We start from the raw sequence: 23,120 nt of genomic DNA, 5'->3' as shown, positions 1-23,120 counted from the left end.
CTAAAGCGTTCTTTTTTGCTTTTCTACAAAATTATTGGATTGTAATTCTAATAAATCACTAGCGTTTTTTCGTTGTAAATCATACAGTTTCTTATCGTCTGCAATATCTTCATAGACCTTGTCATGCATGGAAGCGCTAGTTTTTACTAAAAGACCTCGTTGGTACTTATCCTGCTCTATAGTAGCTTTTAAGGCCGTTTCCAGATCTTCCAGTTTAAAATCATATTCTCCTTTTGGAGATAAGAGTTTGGCGATTATCGGTGAAGTTTCAATGGCTAAAAATAGTAGCATTATAAAAAATGAAGGCAACCAAGGCAATTTATCCAGAGCATTGATTCGAGCCATTAAACCGTCGAATCCATCAATAATAGGCTGGGTTTCGGTAACCTTTTTGTCTAAATCAGTTTGAAGTGTTTTGTTGTTTTTCTCCATTTCGGCAATTTTAGCCAAGTTGGTTTTTTGTAGCGTGTCCAATTCTTTTTTAACCAAATCATGTTTGGCTATTTTCTCTTTAAAAACGGGACCTTTGCCTAGTTTTTTAGTTCCGGCAGTTCCTTCGGCTTCTGTAATATAAGTTTCGTAAAGTGTATTGACTTCCTTTTCTTTATTGGTGATTTCTGATTTTAATTTATCGATTTCGGCTTTATTCTTGTCTAAATCTGATTTGAAATAATTGGCTACTTCTTTTTTGTTATTCAATGCCATTGCGTTTTTCTCTTTCAATAAAACGGTATTAATTTCTTTTTCGAAGATTTTAATTTCTAAGGGTTTCGATATAACGATAGCAATAATCACCGCAAGAATAATTCGGGGTGTTGCCTGTAGAAATTCACTTCCCAGTTGGTCTCTTTTTCGAATAGTGGAAACAATAAAACGATCCAGATTGAAAATTAGTAAACTCCAAACGATACCAAACGCGATTGCGGGATAAATACTGTCAAAAACAGTAAAAAGCGCATAGGAGCTGGCGAGAAAAGCCATTACAGCGGTAAAAAAAACAGTGGCGCCAATACCGACATATTTAGTTTGTTCGCCTTCGGAACAGCCTTCAAGAAGATCTTTATCGGCTCCGGAACAAAGGATGAAAAATTGTTTTAACATGATTGATTTTTTTTTTTGATTGATGATTACAAATTTAACGCCAAAAAATGAATATTGGTATAAATACTTGATAGGTATTTGTTTAAAGCTTTTTGTTACGAATCGTGTTAAATAAAAAAGAGCTGCTCACAAGGAACAGCTCTTTTTCTTTTTTGAATTATAATTAACTTATGCTAAAGGCGCTCCTGCCATAATTTCGGCATTTGCAAATTCTTCAAATTGAGCAAAATTAGCTTTGAATTTTTGAGCTAATTCTACCGCTTTTTTATCGTATAGTTCTGGATCTTCCCATGTATTTCTTGGATTTAGGATTTCGCTGGGAACATTAGGGCAAGTTTGTGGTTTTGCAATTCCAAACACTTTGTGATTCTCAAACGCTACATTGTCTAATTCTCCATTTAATGCTGCGGTAATCATGGCACGAGTGTATTTCAGTTTCATTCTGCTTCCTGTTCCGTAAGGGCCGCCAGTCCAGCCAGTATTGATTAACCAAACTTTTACATTAGCATCTTTCATTTTTTTGCTCAACATTTCAGCATATTTTGTAGGGTGCAAAGGCATAAAAGGGGCACCAAAACAAGCCGAAAAATTAGGTTGAGGTTCTGTAATTCCTTCTTCGGTACCAGCAACTTTTGCAGTATATCCTGAGATAAAGTGGTAAGCCGCCTGACCTGGAGTCAGTTTTGAAATTGGAGGTAAAATTCCGAATGAATCAGCGGTTAAGAAAAATATATTTTTAGGATTTCTTCCTATTGAACCGGGCTGTATATTATCAATATGGTAAATTGGGTAGCTTACACGAGTATTTTGAGTAATTGAAATGTCTTCAAAATCTACTTCATTTGTGCCTTTTTTAATGCCTATGTTTTCTAGAATAGCTCCTTTTTTAATCGCTCTAAAAATATCTGGTTCATTTTCTTCGGTGAGATTGATCACTTTTGCGTAACAGCCTCCTTCGAAATTAAAAACGGTATTTTCATTAGTCCAGCCGTGTTCGTCATCACCAATTAATTTTCTGTTTGGATCAGCTGATAAAGTTGTTTTTCCAGTTCCTGACAATCCAAAGAAAATTGCGGTGTCGCCCTCTTTCCCTACATTGGCACTGCAATGCATGGGTAAAGTGTTTTTGAAAACAGGCATAATGAAATTCAACGCTGAGAAAATTCCTTTTTTCATTTCTCCTGTATAACCCGTTCCACCTATTAAAACTACTTTTCGGGTAAAATCCAATATAGCGAAATTCTTTTGGCGTGTTCCGTCCACTGCCGGATCCGCTAAGAAACTTGGTACACATAATAACGTCCATTCTGGAGTGAAATCAGCTAATTCCTGTATTTCCGGTCTCAAAAACATATTGTAACAAAATAAATTTGCCCAAGCTGTTTCTGTAATCACGCGAACATTGAGCCTATAATTTGGATCGGCACATACATAAGAATCTCTTGCAAAAACCTCTTTGTTAGCTAAATAGGCAGTAACTTTATTGTACAAAGCTTCAAAAGCATCTGGTTCAAATGGAAGGTTTACTTTTCCCCACCAAACTTGGTTTTCAGTAATGCTGTCTTTTACTATAAAACGATCTTGCGGAGAGCGTCCCGTATATTCTCCTGTATTTATTGCCAATGCTCCAGTAGAAATTTCAATACCTTGTCCTGATTTGATGGTAATTTCATGTAATTCATCAGGGGATAGTTGGTAATGAACGGTTGCGTTTTCAATTCCTAAGTCTTTTAACGAAATCGATTGCGTGAAAAGGGTGTTATTGTCCATAAATTTAAATGTTGTGTGTGTGTTTTTATAGACTGCAAAAGTAGAAATTATATTTCAGATAGAATTTTTTTATCCAAATTTTATGATTTTTTATTTATTATTTTGGTCAATAAAACGCCCCAGGCCAGTATTAATAGGAGTCCGCCGATGGGAGTCACAAATCCGATGGCTTTGAAATCAAATGAGGTGAGGTCATTCGTTGCCAATAAATAAATGGACCCTGAAAATAAAATTACACCAAAAAGCACTAAAAAATAGATCGTTTTTTTTGCTTTTTGGGATAGGTCATTTGTGAGTCCAATAAACAATAAAAAGACAGCATGGTACATTTGATAGCGTACTCCGGTCTCAAAAGTAGAAAGCTGCTCAAGGGACAGTACTTTTTTTAGGGCATGTGCGCCAAAAGCACCTAAAATTATCGCTATCATCCCAAATAGTGCTCCGGTTGAAATTATCTTCTTGTCCATTTTTTTTAAATTTATTTGCATTACAAAAGTATCTTATATCTATTTATTCTAAAAGGAATCGATAAGAATCTTTTTTTTGAGGTCTTTTATTTAGAAAGCGCCTATTTGAGTGGTTTTTTGCCCTTGTATTAAATTATTTTTGAGTTTTTAAGATTTGCATATTGTTATAAATACAACAATATTGTATATTTGTGTTATATTTATATAATTATGAGGGTAATTTTAATCATTGGAGCAGGAAGATCAGCATCGTCGTTGATACACTATCTTTTAAATAAATCAGAAAAAGAGCATCTCCATCTGATTATTGGAGATTTATCATTGGATTTAGCGCAAAAGAAGACCAATAATCACCCCAATGCTACGCCTATAGCCTTAGATATTTTTGATGAAAATCAAAGAAAAGAAGCCATTCAAAAAGCCAGTATTGTTATTTCCATGCTGCCGGCACATTTGCATATTGAAGTGGCACGAGATTGTATTGTTTATAAAAAACACTTAGTCACGGCCTCTTATGTGAGTGATGCCATGCAGGATTTAGATGTTTTGGCAAAAGAAAACAACTTGATTTTCATGAATGAAATTGGTCTTGATCCGGGAATTGATCATATGAGCGCCATGAAAGTCATTGATGAAATTAAGGATAAGGGAGGCAATATGCTTTTGTTTGAATCTTTCTGTGGCGGATTAGTAGCACCGGAGTCCGATACTAATCTTTGGAATTATAAATTTACATGGGCGCCACGAAATGTGGTGTTGGCCGGACAAGGCGGAGCAGCTAAGTTTATTCAAGAAGGGACGTATAAATACATTCCGTATTGTAATTTATTTCGTAGAACTGAATTTCTGGAAGTAGAGGAGTACGGCCGATTTGAAGCTTATTCCAATAGGGATTCGCTCAAATATCGTAGTGTTTATGGATTGGATGATGTTCTCACCTTATATAGAGGAACCATTCGGAAAGTTGGATTTTCCAAAGCTTGGAATATGTTTGTACAATTGGGTATGACAGATGACAGTTATGTTATGGAAGATTCAGAAAACATGAGTTACCGCGAATTTGTGAATTCCTTTTTGCCATACCATCCTACGGATTCTGTAGAAATCAAAATGCGTTTGATTCTTAAAATCGACCAAGATGATATCATGTGGGACAAACTTTTAGAACTGGATTTGTTCAACCGCAATAAAAAAGTAGGCTTGAAAAATGCCACTCCGGCACAAATTCTGGAGAAAATCCTGAGCGACAGTTGGACGCTTCAGCCCAAAGACAAAGATATGATTGTCATGTACCATAAATTTGGGTACGAATTAAATGGCAAAAAAGAGCAAATAGATTCTAAAATGGTTTGCATTGGCGAAGACCAGACCTATACCGCAATGGCCAAAACCGTAGGTTTACCAGTTGCAATGGCTACATTATTAATTCTGAATGGTAAAATCACCACTCCGGGAGTACAGTTGCCAATTCGTAAAGAAGTCTATTTGCCTATTCTGAAAGAACTGGAAGAATACGGTGTTGTTTTTAAGGAACAAGCCATGCCTTACTTGGGTTATAACCCTGATAAAGATTTTAATTAGTAGTTTTTTAGATTTTTTAGTTTGATAAATCCGCTCCTCTTGATAAAAGTCTAGAGTTGCGGATTTTTTTATGAATATTATTTATTGAATACCTTTTTGGGCGTGACCCTACGTAAAAACTTCGGGTCGGGCTGTACGCTGCAATCTTTATGTTTTTAAAGAAAAAACATAAAGGATTTTCGCTGCCATCCCTCACGTAAAGCATTGCGTTAATTTGAAATCGTTTTATTTATTTGTAAGAAAATTTAATTATATTTGAAAACAAAAGCGCAATTCAATAGCGACTATACATCTTAAATTGGGTAGATTGTCGCTACTTTATAGCGAGTATATACAAGTTAGGCGTCAGCTTAAAACCGAACAGAATTTAACAAACAAATAAAAAATGACATATTACGGAATAGTGGATAAGATAAAAGATGAACATAAAAATGGTGTTTACGGAAGAAGGCAATTAACCAAAGAAGAAATCTCAGTTTTTAAATTTTCGGAAAATGCTACAACTAAAGCTTTAGTAAAAGGTTTCGTAGGTAGTTTAGAAATCTTTTTTCCTTTCACAAGTAAAGCTATTTCAATATTTGATTCTTTATATAAAAAAAGTAAAAAAGTTTCTATAAAAAGACAATATGGTAATGATGACAAAACTATTAGAGGGATTGTCTTTCAAAATGACATTCTAAACAATGATTATGAAATAGATACAGATTCGAATTTATTTTATGGTTTATTTGACAGTTTTACATCTAAAGAAAATGCTTTTAAAAAATTAATGAAATCTAAAGGAGGTTCAACTTTAATTATAATTGAGCGTAATTCTTTACCTAAAAATATGCATTTTGGCGGAGAATTGGGTCGTTTTAATTGTGGTTTGTATTGCAGTCATCCAAAAAACGAAAACTTACTTATTCCATTAGAAAATTCAAACGAACTAATTAAAACATTAATCTTAGAAGAAACGTTAAGTGCATATGAAGCTTTAGGAGCTAAAAAAATAATAATTGAAGATAAGACGACAATTACTGCCGATTCAACTGCGAACTATAAAGGAGCAAGTGGAGGAGTAAATGGAGGATTTGAAAAAAACATATTAAGAGAAAAACACTTCGGAAAAGGAACTTTTGATAAAGAAAGAGCATTAAAAAATAGTCTATTTATACACGACTTCCCAAATATCAAAACAACTCTAAATGGTAGAATTAGCGGAAATCAACTTTTAGAAAAATTTACTGAAAATGTAAACTTGAACGTAGGTTTAGATTTAGCTGTAATGGGCTTATTTAAAGCAAATGCAAATTTTGAATATAACCGAAAATGGTATTTTGAAGTTGAATTTTATGACAAAAACGAATTGTAAAATATGGAAAACAAAAAAGCCGAACGCCTAACAGCTGTTTTGATATAGCTGGAGTTTAGTGGAATTACCGTTTCGTATCAAGTTTTCGTTAAGCCGAAAATTGAGCGGTTACGAACTTCCAGCCATTTCAAAGTGGCAAAACGTTATGCGATACCTTGGAAAACAACTAACAGAATTATATGCAATTAAGAAAAGGTAAAACGAAAACACTTTTGGAAAGTTCAATTGATTGTGCTTTATTATCAGTAGAAATTTATAATAAACCAAGAGCGCCATTCCGAGTAGAAAGTTTTATCACTCATATGATTATGTCGTGGACAAGGCTTTTGCAAGCACATTTTAATCATACAATTGGAGAGACTTTTTTTTACAAAGAGACAAACGGAAGGTTTAAAATAATTGACGGAGAAAAAAAAGCTTGGGAATTAAAAACCTGCATACAGAAATATGGAGCGCTTTCAGAAGGGGTAAAATCTAATCTTGAATTCTTCATAAAACTTCGAAATAAAATTGAACACAGGACAATATCCAAAGACGAAATTGGACTAATGATTTTTGGAGAATGCCAATCTCTATTGTACAATTACGAGAATGAATTAATAAAACTATTCGGCTCTGAATATGCAATAAATGAAAGCTTAGCTTACTCACTACAGTTTTCAAGATTGAGAACAGCAAAACAAGTCGAAGCAAATAAACAATTATTATCAACCGAAGTTAGAGAAATTAAAGATTTTATTGAGAAATATAGATTAAACATAAAAGAAAGCGTATTTAATACTCAGGAATTTAGTGTCAAATTAATCCAATTACCAAAAATAGCTAACACAAATAGAAATGATTTAGCAATTGAATTTGTAAATTGGAATTCAATTTCAGAAGATGATAGAATTAGTTATGAAAAAATAACAGCATTGATAAAAGATAAAGTGCAGAAAACAGAAGTTATAAATCCTGCTAAATTAAAACCAGGTGCAATAGTAACTTTTGTAAATGAAAACTACCAAAATAATTTTAATCATTACGACCATAAATGTTTGCTATATATATTTTCAATTAAACCGACAAAAGAAGATGGTAATAACATTGACCCATTTGAAACGAATACTAAATATTGTCATTATGATGAAGCTCATAATGATTATTTATTTCAAGAAGAATGGAGTAATTTCATATTAAGCAATATAACTAGCGGTATGTTAACTAGAGAAATTTGGAAAACAAATTTTGACAACAAAATCAAACTTGAAATAAGTAATTATGAAATCGAATAGAAAAGGCATCGCATAACCGTCGTTTGGCAATATGGCGGGTTTTGGCTTAATGGAAAGTTGGTTTTGTACTTGAAATATTAGCCTGCTCCGCAAAGTATTGTTGTGTATGCTGCGCAAATGCCTCTGACTCTACGTCCACAATAATGGGCAATTAACATAAGTAAGTTTAAACGGAATATAAGATTGGGAACGCCAAAAAAAAATTGCAAAGCTTGTAAAAACGGTATGTTAGATTTTAGAAAAAACTTTGTGAATATTACCAAATTTTGGTACTTTAGTAAAAAAATAAAGTCATGGGAAAGAACACATCAATCTCTTTAGGAAACCATTTTGAGGATTTTATAGATAAAAGTGTCTCAAAAGGTCGTTTTCAAAATGCAAGTGAAGTAATTCGAGCTGGTCTTCGTATGTTAGAAGAAGAAGAAGATAAAATCTTAATGTTAAGAAATGCAATACAGGAAGGTATTGATAGTGGACTTGCAAAGGACTACGATCCAAAAAAGCATTTAGAAATGTTACAAGCAAAGAAAAAAGGGAATGGCTAAATATTATTTGACAAACTTAGCTGTTAACGATTTAGCTGAAATATGGAATTATACTTATGAAGAATGGTCGGAAAAACAGGCCAATAAATATTATAAACTTATATTAGAATCGTGTCAGGAATTAGCAAATTACCCAAGCTTCGGGAAAAATTATGAGTTAGTTCAATCGGATCTTTTAGGATATAAAGCGAATCATCACATTATTTTTTTTAGAATTATTTCAGCCAAAGAAATAGAAATACTAAGAATACTTCACGAAAGGATGGATTTGAAATCTAAGCTTTAAACTCCACAAAGTGTTCGTTACATATAGGATTAAGATTAGGTACAAAGCCAGACCTGCTTTTTTCGGCGGGGAATGCCAAAAAAAATCCGCTCATTAAGAACGGATTTAAATGAATTTTCTTTGTGGCAAAATGCTACTTACTCAACTCCACAAAATATTTATAAAACAATGGGATGGTTTCAATTCCTTTCAAGTAATTAAATATTCCAAAATGTTCGTTTGGTGAGTGAATTGCATCACTGTCCAAGCCAAATCCCATCAAAATGGTTTTGCTTTTCAGTTCTTTTTCGAATAAAGCAACAATAGGAATACTTCCTCCTGAACGTACTGGAATAGCGGGCACACCAAAGGTTTCGGTATAGGCCATATTAGCGGCTTTGTATCCTATACTGTCAATTGGAGTTACGTAACCTTGTCCGCCGTGATGAGGGGTTACTTTTACGGTAACGCCAGCTGGAGCAATACTGATGAAATGTTTGGCGAACAGTTCCGTGATTTGTTCCCAATCTTGGTTAGGGACTAATCGCATCGAGATTTTGGCGAAAGCCTTACTTGCAATAACCGTTTTGGCACCTTCGCCAGTGTATCCGCCCCAAATTCCGTTCACGTCTAGCGTAGGACGAATCGAGTTTCTTTCATTGGTTATATAGCCGCTTTCGCCATAAACATCGTTAAGATCGAGTGCTTTTTTATAATTTTCTAAGTTGAAAGGCGCTTTGGCCATTTCAGCTCTTTCTTCAAGCGTCAATTCTTGAACGTTGTCATAAAAACCCGGAATGGTAATGTGATTGTCATCATCATGAAGCGAGGCAATCATTTTTGCCAGAACGTTTATCGGGTTGGCAACCGCACCTCCGTACAATCCAGAATGTAAATCACGGTTTGGTCCTGTAACTTCTACTTCTACATAACTTAATCCGCGTAATCCTGTAGTGATGGATGGTTGCTGGTTAGAAATCATTCCGGTATCCGAAATAAGAATTACGTCATTTTTTAGCTTTTCCTGATTGCGTTCCACAAACCAACTCAAACTTTTAGAACCCACTTCTTCTTCGCCTTCAATCATAAATTTTACATTGCAAGGCAAAGTATTGCTTTGAACCATATATTCCAATGCTTTTACGTGCATGTACATTTGGCCTTTATCATCACAGGCTCCACGGGCAAAAATGGCGCCTTCGGGATGAATTTCGGTCTTTTTTATAACGGGTTCGAATGGGGGAGACGTCCATAATTCCATTGGATCGGGTGGTTGAACATCATAATGACCGTAAACGAGAACCGTTGGTAATGATTTATCAATAATTTTTTCACCGTATACAATTGGATAACCAGGAGTGTCACAAATTTCCACAAAATCACAACCTGCTTTTTCTAAGCTTACCTTTACTGCTTCGGAAGTGTCGATAACATCTTGAGAATAAGCGGTGTCTGCACTTACGGAAGGGATTTTTAATAATTCAATTAATTCGTTTATGAAACGATCTTTATGTTCTTGAACGTATGATTTTATGTTTTTCATTGTTGATTTAGTTTATATTTCAAAAGTACAAAAAAGAGTATGAATATTTTTTGTGAAATTTTCTTTGAAAATTGGAAGTTATGTGTATCTTTGCACCCACAATTACGCGGATATGGTGAAATTGGTAGACATGCCAGACTTAGGATCTGGTGCCGCAAGGCGTGTAGGTTCGAGTCCTATTATCCGCACTTTAAAAACGCAAACTCTTTATTTATAAGTGTTTGCGTTTTTTGTTTTTAGAACTTGCCCAACCATTTCAAATAAGGGTAAAAAACAACCTCTTTTTTTAATATTATTTTCAGTCTAAAAATATCTTTATTAAGGGGTGAAAATAAAAACTACGTTAATGTATTAGTTATTTAATCTTTGAAATAAATTGAAAACCAATCTTTGACAATCAGTTTATATCAGTTAACTGGATAATTAATTTGTTGCCATTTACTGCCAAACCCAAAAAAACAAATTACGTAAATATATTAGTTTTATCTACTTTAGACTATAACTGAAAAAAGTATTGATTAATCAATCTTAGAAAAAACGGATTAAGCAACTATTAATTCAATTGTTTTATTGGTATTATAAGTTGTGTTTAAGCATAAACATGAATTAATAGAAATTAATTAATGTTTTCACGCGCGTAACGGATTGTCAGATATTCAGTATAAATCAATTAATTTGATAGATGCATAACAGATAGGCATATATTGTTTGAGGTTGCAGCCGCGTAACATATAATTGAAAATAATTTTTAGGTGTTGCGCGCCCGTATTTTTTCGATTTTCTAATTCTTTATATATAGGGTGCGTAATTACTTCTATTGTGATTGCCCAAAAACTTTTAAGGCGCGCGTATTAGTTAGATTTTAATTGAAAAAAGTTGATTAATCAAACTTGAAATTAAATGAAAGTATTTGTTTAAAAATTAACTACATTATCTTTAATTTAAGGAATTATCAGCAGCTCCTTACTCATTGCTTTATAATTAATGGATAGTCTTTAAGCAAATGCCTTACGTTTTTTTTGTTATTATACGACAAGTGTAATTAAGATTATAATTTCTTTATTTTAAGTATAAAAGAAGTTATTGCGTTGTCTTGCATTTTGTGCATTTTCATCGTTTTGAAATTCTAATTTTCACATCCAAATAAATTGGCCAAATGCTGTTAAAAATAATTAAGTGACCACTGTCATTTGGATGAATCAAATCATTTATGCAAAGGTCTTCTTGCCAATTTAAGGTTTGTAAATTGGCAACCGGATTATAAATTTCTACATATCTATTACCATATGCTTTTTCAAGTCGCCGATTCAAATCATACAGTGCTTTTCTTTGTTCAAACGGAAGTGGATTTCTGGGAAGTGTAGATGTAATTATATATTCAACTTTATTTGAAATGCATAAATTAGTCATCAATTCCATGTTATTAAGGTATTCATCAATAGAATATCCAGAAGCAATATCATTTGTTGTAATAGAAAATATAATAATTTTAGGGAGCAAATTAATTGCGGCGTCTATATTTCTTAATTTGTCCGGTTTTATATTACGATAATTTGGTGAATTATAAGGTAAAAAAGTATAAGTTGTAGATCCTGATATACTAAGATTTATAATCAAATCGGATGACGCCTTTTTAAGTAATCCTACCCAAGACTGATTTGGTGAACTTGCTCCTATACCAAAAGCATTTGAAGAACCTAAAACTACTACTACAATTTTATCATTAACTAGTTCGTCTGTAATGTTTTTTGATGCGCAACCTTGACATAAATAAAAAATTATTCCAAATAATAAGATTCTGTTCAGTGATTTATAAATGTTGTTATTTGAATACATACTCTGAAATGAATTTTGATTTAAATTTTAATTTAAAAAATATTTGTTGAATAGCAACACAAAATATCAAAACAATTAAAAAATGGATAATATCATACAACAATTGAAATGGATAATCAAATACAATTAAATTATTTTTATAAAGAATAAAGTTGGTTATTCTAAGAACAAAGGGGTGAATTAAATAAATAAAATAAAAAGAAATTTCAATCGGTAGGACAAACTTTATTTTATTAAAGATTACATTTAAAAGATAGAACAGAAAAAAAGAATAAGCAATATTTCCAATTCTTAATGTACTTAAATTATCTATATTGTGACCGTAAACAAGTATTATCATTGATTCTAAATTAGAAACAATGTAACAGATAAAAGTTATTAAAAGAAGTTTATTTTTACTTCTAAATAGATTTACATTTGCTATTTGATTATTATAAACATTCATCAACCTCCCTAATGTAAATATAAAGAAAAATCCGCAAAACCATACAGTGTGTGAGGTGATTGTAAACTTTAAGTATAAATTAATGTAAGAAATCAACCAAACTGACACAAATACAATTAATGATTTAATAAGGTACTTCGTTTTAATAAAATAATTAATAATTAACGTAATAAAAAGTGCAGGCACAAACCAATAGTTGGTTAAAAATATATTTTCTATTGATTTTATTGCAAAAAGATAAAAACTTAGATTTTCTTTTATCCCAAAATTAGGTTCTATAATCCCAACAAAGATGAGCGTTGGTATCATAAAAATTATGAAATAAGGATGTAAAAGGCTCTTTGATTTTTTCCTAACAAAAACAGTAAATTCTTTAAATTTAACCACTTGCATTTCGAAAAGAAATCCAGAAATAATAAAGAATATTATAGTTCCTGCTTTGAATATATTTATATAAAGCGTATGAGTTAATAATTGATAGTAATAAATTTCAGTACTCTTTTCTGTTATATTCACTAAGTTTTTAGCTATTCCCAAATTTAACAAAGCTGTATGCGTTACAAGTATTGAAAGAATAGCAATTAAACGAATATTCTCGAAGTTTTTGATGTTAATCATTTTCTTAAGGTAGTTTTTGGGATTATAAGATTGTTTCTTAGTTATCTTTTTATAAGATTATTTATTCGTTACTACATAAATTAAATTTGAGTTATAGTTTTCATTTACACAATGTAGCAGGTTAATGATATTTAAAATATAAATCACTTTATTTTAGATAATTACATGTTTTTTTGATGTGATTTATATTAATAATTACAAATGTAACATCTTAAAAATTATTTACAATATGGGTTTACGTAAACGAGTTAATTTATTTTGTATTTAATAAATTATAATCCTAAATGAGGTAATAAGTTTATTTGTTGAGGTTGGTAAATCCTGATTTGTTTTGTTTTTTGGTTTCCTTTTGCGTTCCTGATATTGTGTACAATCTCTTTTATTTATGTTTCAAAATCTGACTTAATTCATTGTTTAGATAAATGCTTTCTTTTGATTTGCTCGAATACTTTTCTATCTGTTTTGTAGTAGTATTTTAATCCCGTATGACTTAATAAAATATTGTTGTTTTTCTGCATTGAAATATTAATTTTCGTTACCTGACAAAGTATTTTTTTTGACTAAATTGTATTTGGTAGAGGTGGTGGGAATTAACAATATAATTAAAGGGTCAAAATTTGCACCCCTACTATTTAAAAAGTCTATTTTTTTACTCATTATTTCAGTTGTTTGTAATTGTATTTTATCTGAGTAGTAAGAGGTTAAATTTTTTAATATTCCTTTGTGTGGGTAGTGGTTTGTTTTGGTTGGTTTACTGAGTAGCTCAATCCAGTAAACAGGGTTTTTATAGTTCGATATACTGCGGTATTTAAATTCTAATCTTTAAAAACAACTTGTCCTGTATCTTCGGTAAGTCATCTTCTGCGAGTAATATGAAGGTAGACTTGATGTCCATCAATTGAAAAATCTTGAACTGTTATCACATCAAAGAATCCTTTGGAACTTAGTTTGTCTTGATGAAATTATTTTGAAATAGAATTTATCTCCTGCAAAAAAGAGGAAGAATTTCTTCTCCTTTTTTATAGGAAGTTAATTCAAAGTATTCAACAATGATTTCAGCTAATAATAAATTGAGAAGGTCTACAGAAGTATTTTGCATTTGTATCTAATTTTAAAATACAAATATCAAAATTTAATATTTTTCCACAATGTTTAGACTTGATTCCATAACATCAAGTCCGTAAATCTCTTTCTTTACTTGATTAAATCCTCATCCCAAGACAAAACTACATTTTCTTAAAACTCATTAATTTTGTCAAAACCCAATCTATTTGCCAACAAAAATAAAGGGTTCGCATTTTTTTTAGTACTTTTTTATCAAATTCAAATTGTAATAATTGCTAATTTGCTATATTTATGCAAAATATATATATATGGAGATTTTAGCCTGTCCAAAGTGCCAAGGAAATCAAATCACTAAAAGTGGTGTAATAAACAGCAAACAAAGGTATTTATGTAAAAAATGTAGGTACTTTTTCACTGTTAATAAAATTGGAAAAAAGATAGATGATTACTATGTCACTAAAGCATTACAACTCTACTTGGAAGGATTGAGTTATAGAGAAATTGAACGCATTATCGGGGTTTCCCATGTTACGATAAGCAATTGGGTAAAGGCCTTTAACATAAAAAAACCATCTCATGCTAATTACCACCCTACTTATAAGATATTTAACCATTTAGAACTAGTAGAATATTTAAAAAACAAAGCATTGCTTTCTGGTGCTGGAATGATAATAACAGAGCTTGGAGACAAATTTATGCTTATAAAATGGGAACGTTTTAAAGATTAGCTATAGTCCTTTACAACTATATATAGCTTAATTTTTTTTACAAACAAAAAATTAGAATTTGGTAGTGTTGAAACTAACCATTCCACTAACCAAACTTTAACCTATTATGAATAAATATTATTTCATCCTTGTATTGGGAATTGCTTCTCTAAAAGGATACGCTCAAACTCCGGCCCCAGCGGTTACGGTCTCGCCAGAAAAAGAATGGGATATCAGTTTTTATGGCTTTGTAAGAACGGATTACATTTGGGACACCCGGAAATCTGTAATGGCAAGAGAATATGAATTAAACTTATTTCCTTTGGATGAAGTTCTAGACGCGAATGGAAAAGATGTTAATGCGGTAGGACAATCTAATTTCCTTTCTGTAACTTCCAGATTTGGCGTAAAAATCAAAGGCCCAAGTGTTTGGGGAGCTAAGACATCATCCGTACTAGAAGGGGATTTTTATGGAAATGTAGAAGGATCATCCATTGGAATGTTACGATTAAGACAAGCGTATGTAAATATGGATTGGTCCAAAACATCCTTGACAATGGGACAAACTTGGTATCCACAATTTATTCCTGAATGTTTTCCCGGTGTTGCTAATTTCAATACAGGAATTATGTTCAACCCTTTTGGCTGGGCAACCCAAGTCAAATTAAAACAGATGTTAAGCAAACAGTTATCTGTAACGTTTGCAGCTTACAAAGAGCGAGAATACCCAACTGCCGCTGCGGGAACTGTAGCTACAGGAACTCAAAATGCAGCTTCTATAAATTCAGCGTTACCATCACTTGACGCACAACTGCAATACAAAGGAAAAAATGTATTGTTGGGCCTTGGAGCGGAATACAAATCACTGCAACCTTTGACAGTATACAACAATAAAGCAACTACCGAAAAAGTGAATAGTTCATCTATTTTTGGTTATGCTAAATATTCAAATGATAAAATCTCCATTAAAGCATACGGAATTTCAGGCGGAAACTTAAATAATCTTGTTATGTTAGGTGGTTATACAGGAACTGTAGCAAATGGAATTCAAACGTACACTCCAGTTAAGACTAGTGCTTTTTGGCTAGATCTTGCGAGCAATGGTAAAAATATCGCACCCGGATTATTCTTTGGATACACAAAAAATAGCGGGTCAAATACAGCCGCAACCGATTTTCCATCTATTTATATGAGAGGAATTACTGTTTCGGGGACTGGTTCAGCAGCAACAGCCAGAGTTGTAGACAATGTTTGGAGAGCTTCTGTAAGAGTTGATTTTAAGAAAAACAAATTCAGAATCTCACCAGAAATAGAATATACTGCAGCGACTTGGGGCAAAGCGGACCTTTTTGGACAAGCAAACAGCGACAAAAAAGATGTTGGTAACCTAAGAGCAATGGTTTCCTGTGTCTATGCCTTTTAAAATAATTAACCAAACCACTATAATATCAATTTTATGAAAGAAAAATCAACAAAAGGAATTTGGAAAGTCATTTCCGCATCCTCCATGGGAACAATGATTGAATGGTATGATTTCTACATTTTTGGAAGTTTAGCCGTTGTAATTTCAACTAAATTTTTCCCTGCCGATAATCCAACAGCAGCCTTTTTGGCAACACTAGCCACTTTTGCAGTTGGTTTTGTAGTTCGTCCATTCGGAGCACTTTTCTTCGGAAGATTAGGAGATTTAATTGGAAGAAAATATACGTTCATGGTTACCCTACTTTTAATGGGGGGAGCTACATTCCTAATAGGTTGTATTCCTAGTTATGAAACTATTGGATTCATGGCGCCTTTATTAGTATTAGTATTGAGAATGCTTCAGGGTCTTGCTCTTGGTGGTGAATATGGCGGAGCCGCAACTTATGTGGCTGAACATGCACCAGTAGGACAACGCGGATATTGGACTTCATGGATTCAAACTACCGCAACGGTTGGTTTGTTTATTTCATTGATGGTCATTTTGGCTACAAGAAACGTCTTGACACCGGAACAGTTTGACGAATGGGGATGGAGAGTTCCGTTCTGGGTTTCTATCATCATGGTTGGAGTTTCGTATTTGATTCGAAAAAACATGGATGAATCTCCGGTTTTTGCTAAAGCTAAATCTGAAGGAAAAACGAGTTCCAATCCTTTAAAAGAAAGTTTCGGAAATCGTTACAATTTAAAATTTGTTTTATTGGCTTTATTTGGAGCTACCATGGGACAAGGGGTTGTTTGGTACACCGGGCAATTTTACGCCATGAGTTTCATGAAAACGGTTATGTCTATTGATTCTTCTCAAGTGGACACTTTATTAGGAATTGCATTAATTCTAGGAACACCATTTTTCATAGTATTTGGTTGGCTAAGTGATAAAGTAGGTAGAAAATATATTATGATGGGCGGAATGTTATTGGCCATTTTATTATACAGACCTATTTACAAACAAATGTATGAAACCACTTCTGTAAAAAATAAAACTGAAATTGTTGCTAATACAAAAGTAGTTTCTGAACTGAAAGAGAACAAGAAACAAACTATGGATTCCATTTATACCACTAATAAAGAGTACTCTGACGGAACCACATTTCTTGAAGTAAAAACGGTATCTTTAGAGAATGGAAAAGCAAAGATAGTTGACGGAAAACCAAAAATTGAAACCAAAACAACTATCAATATTAATTGGAATGACAAGTGGACTTTAATCTTTTTGATATTTATACAAGTACTGTTTGTAACTATGGTTTACGGTCCTATTGCAGCATTCTTAGTAGAGATGTTCCCCGCAAAAATCAGATACACATCCATGTCATTGCCTTATCACGTAGGAAATGGAATTTTTGGAGGATTGCTCCCTGCCATATCCACTTATTTTGTAACGCATGGTAAAGATGCCGGAGACGCTGAGTTTTATCTGGAAGGACTTTGGTATCCAATTGTTATTGCCTCTGTCTGTTTTGTAGTAGGAATGATTTACATTAAAAATAAAGATAAAAACGCTCACATTTAAAAAAATAGCTATGAATCAGATAAAAAGAGTTTTAGGATTAGTTTGGATCGCATTAGCAATTGCAGCTGCCTATTTTTGCATCTTTACCTTTGGATTGCCAAAATTCATGTCCGGTAAACAAGAGGATTTAGTATTTGGAATTATCATCTTATTTATACTAACACCATTAATTGTTTTAGGGCTAGGTACCTTTGGCTATTTTTCCTTAATGGGTGATTACGATGAAAAAAAATAATTATTAAATAAATTTCTAATATGCAGTCTCTACATTAATCTGTAGAGATTGCTTATTTTCATTATAATAAAATCGCCAGTAAGAATGACGGTACTATTTTCCGCAGAAAAGTAAATATTATTTCGAATGAAAAAAAGACACGAACAAAAGTTAGTTATACTTTCAATGCTAATGCTATTAGCGTTGAACATACCACTTTTGCTTTTATTTGACAGTTCTAAACCGCTTTTTGGTTTCCCAATCGTGTATATCTATATTTTTTCGGCATGGTTATTTTCAATTGCCATCACCTACCTAATCATAAAAAGATATTATGAGTAGCATAGGACTTTTATTGATTTTAGCACTTTACGTATCCATTCTTTTTTTCATTGCCTATTGGGCCGAAAAAAGAAGCCATTCAAAATGGACAAACAATCCCTACATCTATTCTTTTTCCTTAGCGGTTTATTGCACCGCATGGACCTATTATGGAAGCATTGGTGTTGCAGCAGAATCTGGTTTAAGCTACTTGCCTATTTACTTAGGTCCAATAATAATTATCCCCACCTGGATGGTTATCCTCAAGAGAATTATCCGAATTTCGAGAGTAAATAAAATCTCTAGTATTGCGGATTTTATTTCTTTACGATACGGAAACAGCAGATTTCTTGGTGCATTGGTTACTATGATTTGTGTTTTTGGCATTGTTCCCTATATTTCTTTACAGTTAAAATCAATTTCAGACACTTTTCATATTGTTACAAAAACGCAATCAAGTAATAATATTTTTACGGACACTACTACTTATGTTTGTCTGGCGCTCGCTTTATTTGCCTCGTATTACGGAACAAAATACGTAGACGCTTCCGAGAAAAGACGCGGAATCGTTACGGCAGTCGCAATGGAATCTATCCTGAAATTAGTTTTCTTTTTAATTATCGGGATTTATGTAACCTATTTTGTTTACGATGGTTTCGGAGACATTTACGCCAAAGCTGCTGTCCTTGAAAATTTCGAAAAAAAGAATTCGATCGGTGACTTAACAAATGGAATAAATTGGTTTTTCCTTTGCCTACTATCCATGTTTGCCATTTTTTTATTACCAAGACAGTTTCATACCGCAATTGTTGAAAATAATAAAGAAACTCATATTCGAACAGCGATATGGCTTTTTCCATTGTATTTATTGCTATTCAATATTTTTGTTTTCCCAATTGCTTGGGGAGGAAATATCCTTTTTCAGGGAAAAGGACTCAATTCTGACACCTATTCCTTGTTGATCCCTCAATTTTTCAACAATAATTTCTTGACCGTTTTAGTATTTCTCGGCGGATTTTCGGCTGCCATATCCATGATTATTGTTTCGTCTATTGCATTGGCAACCATGCTAAGTAATAACCTGTTGATTCCTTACGGTTTCATTGGTTCCCTCGAGAATTCTTCTCAAGAAAAGAACAGCAAACGAATCGTGAACAGTAGAAAAATAGGCATTTTTTCGCTCATCATTTTGGCGTATGCCATCTATAGAATTTTCATTTTAGATTACTCTTTGGTTTCCATCGGCTTGGTTTCTTTTGTAGTTATCGGACAATTAGCACCTTCGTTTTTTGGAGCATTATTCTGGAGAAGAGGTTCGAAAAAAGGAGCTATAACAGGAATTATTGTTGGTTTTTTGATTTGTTTTTACACTTTATTAATTCCCTACGCCATTGGAATCACAAAATCGTCGAGCCTCTTTATTCAGGAAGGCCCATGGGGAATTGCATTGTTGAAACCGTTTCAACTTTTTGGATTGGATTATCTAGAACCTATTCCCCACGCTGTTTTTTGGAGTTTGTTTTTTAATGTTATCTGTTATGCCGCTATTTCTGTAAGTTTCAAAGGGAATTACAGGGAACGTAATTATGCCGAGATGTTTGTGGATATTGACAAATACATCACCAATCATGAAGATGCATTTGTATGGAAAGGAACGGCCTATATTTCTGATATTCAAAAAGTTTTACAGCGATTTTTGGGAGAAGAAAGAACAAAAAGAGCCATGACCATTTTCAATTTAAAATACAATATTGATAAAAACATCACCACCGCCGATGCACGGTTTATAAAGTTTGCGGAGAATTTATTGACAGGACATATTGGTACGGCTTCCGCCAAAATATTAATATCAAGTGTTGTAAAAGAAGATAAAATTAGCCTGACTGAAGTATTGCGAATTCTCGAAGAATCCAAGGAGAACATAATTATCAACAAGAAATTAACGGATACTTCCAATGAATTAAAAAAAATATCCATTCAACTGAAAAATGCCAATCAGGAATTGGTCAATAAAGACATTCAAAAAGACGAATTTCTGGACACGGTAACCCATGAGTTACGAACTCCAATAACCGCGATTCGCGCAGCAAGCGAAATCCTTCATGACGATGACGATATTCCAGAGGAATTGAGAAAACAGTTCTTGCTAAACATCATTTCCGAATCGGATCGTTTGAATCGTTTGATAGACAAGATTCTGGATTTAGAAAAATTCGAAACGGGAAAACAAAAAATTTATCTTTCGAAAAATAACATTTCTAAAACCGTTGAAAAAACAATGCTTTCAGTGAATCAATTGATTAAAAACAAAAAAATAAGCATTGAGTTCAATGAAGCCTCTAAAGAAATAAAAGCCTTTTATGATGAAGAACGAATCATTCAGGTCATTTATAATTTGTTATCAAACGCTATTAAGTTCAGTTCAGAAACTGATGGAAAAATTAGCATCAAAATAACAGAGAAAAAAGAAGTTGTTGAAGTCAGCATCCATAATAATGGCAAAGGAATTAAAGATGAAGATTTTGAAGCCATTTTTGATAAATTTTATCAATCAAGAAATCAAAATGTAAAAAAACCAATTGGCAGTGGATTAGGGCTAGCCATTTGTAAACAGATTATAGAGCACCATAAAGGAAAAATTTGGGCTGAAAGTACTGAAGGAAATGGAGCTACATTTATTTTTACGCTGCCCAATTATAATACTACTGAAAATTATTAAAAAATGAAAAAAATTTTAATTGTAGATGACGAACCAAATATTGTAATGTCGCTCGAATACACATTCAAAAAGAACAATTTTGAAGTTTTCATTGCACGCGACGGACAGGAAGCTTTAGAGATTTTGAAAAATCAACTTCCTGATGTAATCATTCTGGATGTAATGATGCCAATGGTTGACGGCTACGCTACATTGGAACAAATTAAAAAAGACGAACGACTGAAACATTGCAAGGTCATTTTCCTAACGGCAAAAAATAAAGAAAAAGACATTGAAAAAGGCCTTTCATTAGGTGCAAATCTCTATGTCGTCAAACCCTTTTCCTTAAAAAAATTAGTAGAACAAGTGCAGGATTTAATTCAATAATTTAGAATTTCCAATATCATGAATTACAAAGATTTTTATACTAAAAGCATCCAGCATCCAGAAGAATTTTGGGCTGATCAGGCAAACGCAATCGAGTGGTACAATAAACCGGAAACTATTTTGTCGAAAGGCGAAAATGAATATCCGCTTTGGTACAAAGATGGAGAATTGAATGTTTGTTATTTAGCATTAGACAAGCACATTCAAGATGGTTTTGGAGACCAAGTTGCTCTTATTTATGATTCCCCTGTAACACAAACTGTAAAAAAATATACTTTTTCGGAAGTAAAAATTGAAGTGGCAAAGCTCGCAGGAGGCATGCAATCATTAGGTTTGAAAAAAGGCGACAATGCCGTTATATACATGCCAATGATTCCTCAAGCTGCCTTTGCAATGTTAGCTTGCGCAAGAATTGGAGTAACACATTCGGTAGTTTTTGGTGGTTTTGCACCGCATGAATTGGCTATTAGAATTGACGATTGCAAACCCCGAGTGATTATAACTGCTTCTTCAGGAATCGAAATTGATCGCTTAATCGCATACAAACCATTAGTGGATGAAGCAATTGAACTAGCTTCACACAGACCAAAGAAAGTAATTGTTTTCAATAGAAAATTAGGCGCGAGAGTTCCGTTTAAAAAATATGATGTTGATTATGATGCCTTAGTTTACGGCTCCGAAGAAACTGCTTGTGTTCCGGTAAATACAACCCATCCTTTGTACATTCTTTACACATCAGGAACTACAGGAAAACCAAAAGGAGTTGTGAGAGATACCGGCGGTTGTGCCGTAGCGCTAAAATTCTCCATGACACATATCTATAATGTAAAACCAGATGAAGTTTTTTGGGCTGCATCGGATGTGGGTTGGGTAGTTGGACACAGTTTTATCGTTTATGGCCCTTTAATTAATAGAAATGCGACCATTGTTTTTGAAGGAAAACCAATCAGAACTCCAGATGCAAGTACATTTTGGAGAATAATTGCCGAGCACAAAGTCAATGCCATGTTCACGGCTCCAACAGCTATTCGTGCAATCAAAAAAGAGGACCCTAACGGTGATTTCATAAAGCAATACGATTTGAGTTCGTTGAAAACTCAATTTCTTGCTGGAGAACGTTGTGATGTTGCTACATTAGAATGGTATTCCGAACACATTCCTGTTCCCGCAATTGACCATTGGTGGCAAACAGAATCAGGCTGGCCAATGATTGCTAATATGATGGGCGTTGAACAATTGCCTATAAAACCTGGTTCCGTAGGGAAAGCAGTTTGTGGTTATGACATCAAAATTTTTGGCGAAGACGGAACCGAATTAGGTCCTAATGAAGAAGGGTTTGTAGTACTTAAATTACCTTTACCTCCGGGTACTTTACTTGATTTATGGAATGATAATCCTAGATTCAAAGCCGGGTATTTGGATAAATTCCCAGGCTATTATTTCTCTGGGGATGGCGGATTTAAAGATGATGAAGATTACATTTTTATCACTGGAAGAGTGGATGATGTAATCAATGTTGCAGGACATCGCCTTTCAACAGCCGAAATGGAGGAAATAGTTGCTTCGCATTCTTCCGTTGCAGAGTGCGCCGTTATTGGAATAAATGACGCTTTGAAAGGGCAAATTCCTTTGGCTTTGGTTGTAACCAAATTAAATGAAGAAATAGAGCATTTTCAATTGGAACAAGAAGTAATAAAATTAGTGCGTCAAAAAATTGGCGCAGTAGCTTCTTTGAGAAATGTAGTACTTGTGGAACGCCTACCTAAAACCCGTTCGGGAAAAATCCTTCGAAAATTAATGCGCAGCATTGCAGATGGGGATGACTATCAAATCCCATCAACAATTGATGATGAAAATATCGTTGGTGAAATTGATACCGTATTAAAAAAATATGAAATTGGAATTTATAATAAAAAACAAGAATAACTAAATTAATC

The 23,120-nt window shown here is 33.2% G+C and carries 18 protein-coding genes and 1 tRNA gene; 13 read left to right on the top strand and 6 right to left on the bottom strand.

Going from position 1 to position 23,120, the window contains the following annotated elements:
* The 3 genes from T410_RS02935 to T410_RS02925 all read right to left on the bottom strand — a co-directional run bounded on the left by T410_RS02935 (position 1) and on the right by T410_RS02925 (position 3,338).
* Positions 1 to 1,101 carry a DUF4407 domain-containing protein gene (locus T410_RS02935; protein WP_035668557.1) on the bottom strand — a complete coding sequence of 367 codons (1,101 nt, stop codon included), beginning with the start codon at positions 1,099 to 1,101 and terminating at the stop codon, positions 1 to 3.
* Between the two features lie 168 nt (positions 1,102 to 1,269).
* On the bottom strand, positions 1,270 to 2,871 hold the full coding sequence (gene pckA / locus T410_RS02930; RefSeq protein WP_035668555.1) for a phosphoenolpyruvate carboxykinase (ATP): 1,602 nt from the start codon (positions 2,869 to 2,871) through the stop codon (positions 1,270 to 1,272).
* An 80-nt stretch (positions 2,872 to 2,951) separates the two neighbouring features.
* Positions 2,952 to 3,338, bottom strand: coding sequence for a DUF423 domain-containing protein (locus tag T410_RS02925; RefSeq protein WP_035673998.1), 387 nt, complete (start codon positions 3,336 to 3,338; stop codon positions 2,952 to 2,954).
* Between the two features lie 210 nt (positions 3,339 to 3,548).
* Here T410_RS02925 and T410_RS02920 point away from each other — a divergent pair, with 210 nt between their 5' ends.
* The 5 genes from T410_RS02920 to T410_RS02900 all read left to right on the top strand — a co-directional run bounded on the left by T410_RS02920 (position 3,549) and on the right by T410_RS02900 (position 8,378).
* Positions 3,549 to 4,919 carry a saccharopine dehydrogenase family protein gene (locus tag T410_RS02920; RefSeq protein WP_035668553.1) on the top strand — a complete coding sequence of 457 codons (1,371 nt, stop codon included), beginning with the start codon at positions 3,549 to 3,551 and terminating at the stop codon, positions 4,917 to 4,919.
* Positions 4,920 to 5,304: 385 nt separating this feature from the next.
* Positions 5,305 to 6,273, top strand: coding sequence for a hypothetical protein (locus T410_RS02915; RefSeq protein ID WP_035668551.1), 969 nt, complete (start codon positions 5,305 to 5,307; stop codon positions 6,271 to 6,273).
* Positions 6,274 to 6,452: 179 nt separating this feature from the next.
* Positions 6,453 to 7,547 (top strand): DUF3644 domain-containing protein, encoded by a 1,095-nt coding sequence (locus T410_RS02910; protein WP_035668549.1) that lies wholly within the window; start codon positions 6,453 to 6,455, stop codon positions 7,545 to 7,547.
* A 293-nt stretch (positions 7,548 to 7,840) separates the two neighbouring features.
* Positions 7,841 to 8,092, top strand: coding sequence for a type II toxin-antitoxin system ParD family antitoxin (locus T410_RS02905; RefSeq protein WP_035668547.1), 252 nt, complete (start codon positions 7,841 to 7,843; stop codon positions 8,090 to 8,092).
* Complete coding sequence (locus T410_RS02900; protein ID WP_035668545.1) at positions 8,085 to 8,378, top strand: type II toxin-antitoxin system RelE/ParE family toxin; 294 nt, start codon at positions 8,085 to 8,087, stop codon at positions 8,376 to 8,378. Before T410_RS02905 ends, T410_RS02900 begins: the two co-directional genes overlap by 8 nt.
* Before the next feature lie 133 nt (positions 8,379 to 8,511).
* Here T410_RS02900 and T410_RS02895 read toward each other — a convergent pair whose 3' ends face one another.
* Complete coding sequence (locus T410_RS02895; RefSeq protein WP_035668544.1) at positions 8,512 to 9,900, bottom strand: dipeptidase; 1,389 nt, start codon at positions 9,898 to 9,900, stop codon at positions 8,512 to 8,514.
* Between the two features lie 106 nt (positions 9,901 to 10,006).
* On the opposite strand from T410_RS02895, the gene T410_RS02890 reads away from it, so the two are divergent.
* Positions 10,007 to 10,088, top strand: a tRNA-Leu gene (locus T410_RS02890).
* A gap of 922 nt (positions 10,089 to 11,010) precedes the next feature.
* On the opposite strand, the gene T410_RS02885 is transcribed toward T410_RS02890, so the two are convergent.
* Together T410_RS02885 and T410_RS02880 are read right to left on the bottom strand one after the other, a co-directional pair.
* Positions 11,011 to 11,736 carry a GDSL-type esterase/lipase family protein gene (locus T410_RS02885; protein ID WP_035668542.1) on the bottom strand — a complete coding sequence of 242 codons (726 nt, stop codon included), beginning with the start codon at positions 11,734 to 11,736 and terminating at the stop codon, positions 11,011 to 11,013.
* A complete protein-coding gene (locus tag T410_RS02880; protein WP_035668540.1) occupies positions 11,723 to 12,799 on the bottom strand; it encodes an acyltransferase family protein in 1,077 nt (358 codons plus the stop codon). The genes T410_RS02885 and T410_RS02880 overlap by 14 nt, the downstream gene beginning before the upstream one ends.
* 1,373 nt (positions 12,800 to 14,172) lie before the next feature.
* On the opposite strand from T410_RS02880, the gene T410_RS02875 reads away from it, so the two are divergent.
* The 7 genes from T410_RS02875 (at position 14,173) to T410_RS02845 (ending at position 23,109) form a co-directional block, all read left to right on the top strand.
* Positions 14,173 to 14,592, top strand: a complete 420-nt coding sequence (locus T410_RS02875) for a helix-turn-helix domain-containing protein (RefSeq protein WP_035668538.1) — start codon at positions 14,173 to 14,175, stop codon at positions 14,590 to 14,592.
* Between the two features lie 106 nt (positions 14,593 to 14,698).
* Positions 14,699 to 15,994, top strand: coding sequence for a DcaP family trimeric outer membrane transporter (locus tag T410_RS02870; protein ID WP_035668536.1), 1,296 nt, complete (start codon positions 14,699 to 14,701; stop codon positions 15,992 to 15,994).
* A 33-nt stretch (positions 15,995 to 16,027) separates the two neighbouring features.
* Complete coding sequence (locus T410_RS02865; RefSeq protein ID WP_035668534.1) at positions 16,028 to 17,563, top strand: MFS transporter; 1,536 nt, start codon at positions 16,028 to 16,030, stop codon at positions 17,561 to 17,563.
* Positions 17,564 to 17,573: 10 nt separating this feature from the next.
* Complete coding sequence (locus tag T410_RS02860) at positions 17,574 to 17,798, top strand: DUF6814 family protein (RefSeq protein WP_035668533.1); 225 nt, start codon at positions 17,574 to 17,576, stop codon at positions 17,796 to 17,798.
* Between the two features lie 313 nt (positions 17,799 to 18,111).
* Positions 18,112 to 20,817, top strand: coding sequence for a sensor histidine kinase (locus T410_RS02855; protein WP_035668531.1), 2,706 nt, complete (start codon positions 18,112 to 18,114; stop codon positions 20,815 to 20,817).
* Between the two features lie 3 nt (positions 20,818 to 20,820).
* Positions 20,821 to 21,183, top strand: coding sequence for a response regulator transcription factor (locus tag T410_RS02850; RefSeq protein WP_035668529.1), 363 nt, complete (start codon positions 20,821 to 20,823; stop codon positions 21,181 to 21,183).
* An 18-nt stretch (positions 21,184 to 21,201) separates the two neighbouring features.
* A complete protein-coding gene (locus tag T410_RS02845; protein ID WP_035668526.1) occupies positions 21,202 to 23,109 on the top strand; it encodes an AMP-binding protein in 1,908 nt (635 codons plus the stop codon).
* Positions 23,110 to 23,120 lie beyond the last annotated feature (11 nt).

This window comes from Flavobacterium sp. 83 (assembly GCF_000744835.1).
Classification (GTDB): Bacteria; Bacteroidota; Bacteroidia; order Flavobacteriales; family Flavobacteriaceae; genus Flavobacterium.
The sequence above is the reverse complement of the archived record's forward strand: the minus strand, read 5'-3'. Positions and strand labels throughout refer to the sequence as shown.

Bases quoted from the DNA above. Each gene is read 5' to 3' on its own strand.
- T410_RS02935 (WP_035668557.1), bottom strand. From the start codon at position 1,101: ATGTTAAAACAATTTTTCATCCTTTGTTCCGGAGCCGATAAAGATCTT.
- pckA (WP_035668555.1), bottom strand. From the start codon at position 2,871: ATGGACAATAACACCCTTTTCACGCAATCGATTTCGTTAAAAGACTTA.
- T410_RS02925 (WP_035673998.1), bottom strand. From the start codon at position 3,338: ATGGACAAGAAGATAATTTCAACCGGAGCACTATTTGGGATGATAGCG.
- T410_RS02920 (WP_035668553.1), top strand. From the start codon at position 3,549: ATGAGGGTAATTTTAATCATTGGAGCAGGAAGATCAGCATCGTCGTTG.
- T410_RS02915 (WP_035668551.1), top strand. From the start codon at position 5,305: ATGACATATTACGGAATAGTGGATAAGATAAAAGATGAACATAAAAAT.
- T410_RS02910 (WP_035668549.1), top strand. From the start codon at position 6,453: ATGCAATTAAGAAAAGGTAAAACGAAAACACTTTTGGAAAGTTCAATT.
- T410_RS02905 (WP_035668547.1), top strand. From the start codon at position 7,841: ATGGGAAAGAACACATCAATCTCTTTAGGAAACCATTTTGAGGATTTT.
- T410_RS02900 (WP_035668545.1), top strand. From the start codon at position 8,085: ATGGCTAAATATTATTTGACAAACTTAGCTGTTAACGATTTAGCTGAA.
- T410_RS02895 (WP_035668544.1), bottom strand. From the start codon at position 9,900: ATGAAAAACATAAAATCATACGTTCAAGAACATAAAGATCGTTTCATA.
- T410_RS02885 (WP_035668542.1), bottom strand. From the start codon at position 11,736: ATGTATTCAAATAACAACATTTATAAATCACTGAACAGAATCTTATTA.
- T410_RS02880 (WP_035668540.1), bottom strand. From the start codon at position 12,799: ATGATTAACATCAAAAACTTCGAGAATATTCGTTTAATTGCTATTCTT.
- T410_RS02875 (WP_035668538.1), top strand. From the start codon at position 14,173: ATGGAGATTTTAGCCTGTCCAAAGTGCCAAGGAAATCAAATCACTAAA.
- T410_RS02870 (WP_035668536.1), top strand. From the start codon at position 14,699: ATGAATAAATATTATTTCATCCTTGTATTGGGAATTGCTTCTCTAAAA.
- T410_RS02865 (WP_035668534.1), top strand. From the start codon at position 16,028: ATGAAAGAAAAATCAACAAAAGGAATTTGGAAAGTCATTTCCGCATCC.
- T410_RS02860 (WP_035668533.1), top strand. From the start codon at position 17,574: ATGAATCAGATAAAAAGAGTTTTAGGATTAGTTTGGATCGCATTAGCA.
- T410_RS02855 (WP_035668531.1), top strand. From the start codon at position 18,112: ATGAGTAGCATAGGACTTTTATTGATTTTAGCACTTTACGTATCCATT.
- T410_RS02850 (WP_035668529.1), top strand. From the start codon at position 20,821: ATGAAAAAAATTTTAATTGTAGATGACGAACCAAATATTGTAATGTCG.
- T410_RS02845 (WP_035668526.1), top strand. From the start codon at position 21,202: ATGAATTACAAAGATTTTTATACTAAAAGCATCCAGCATCCAGAAGAA.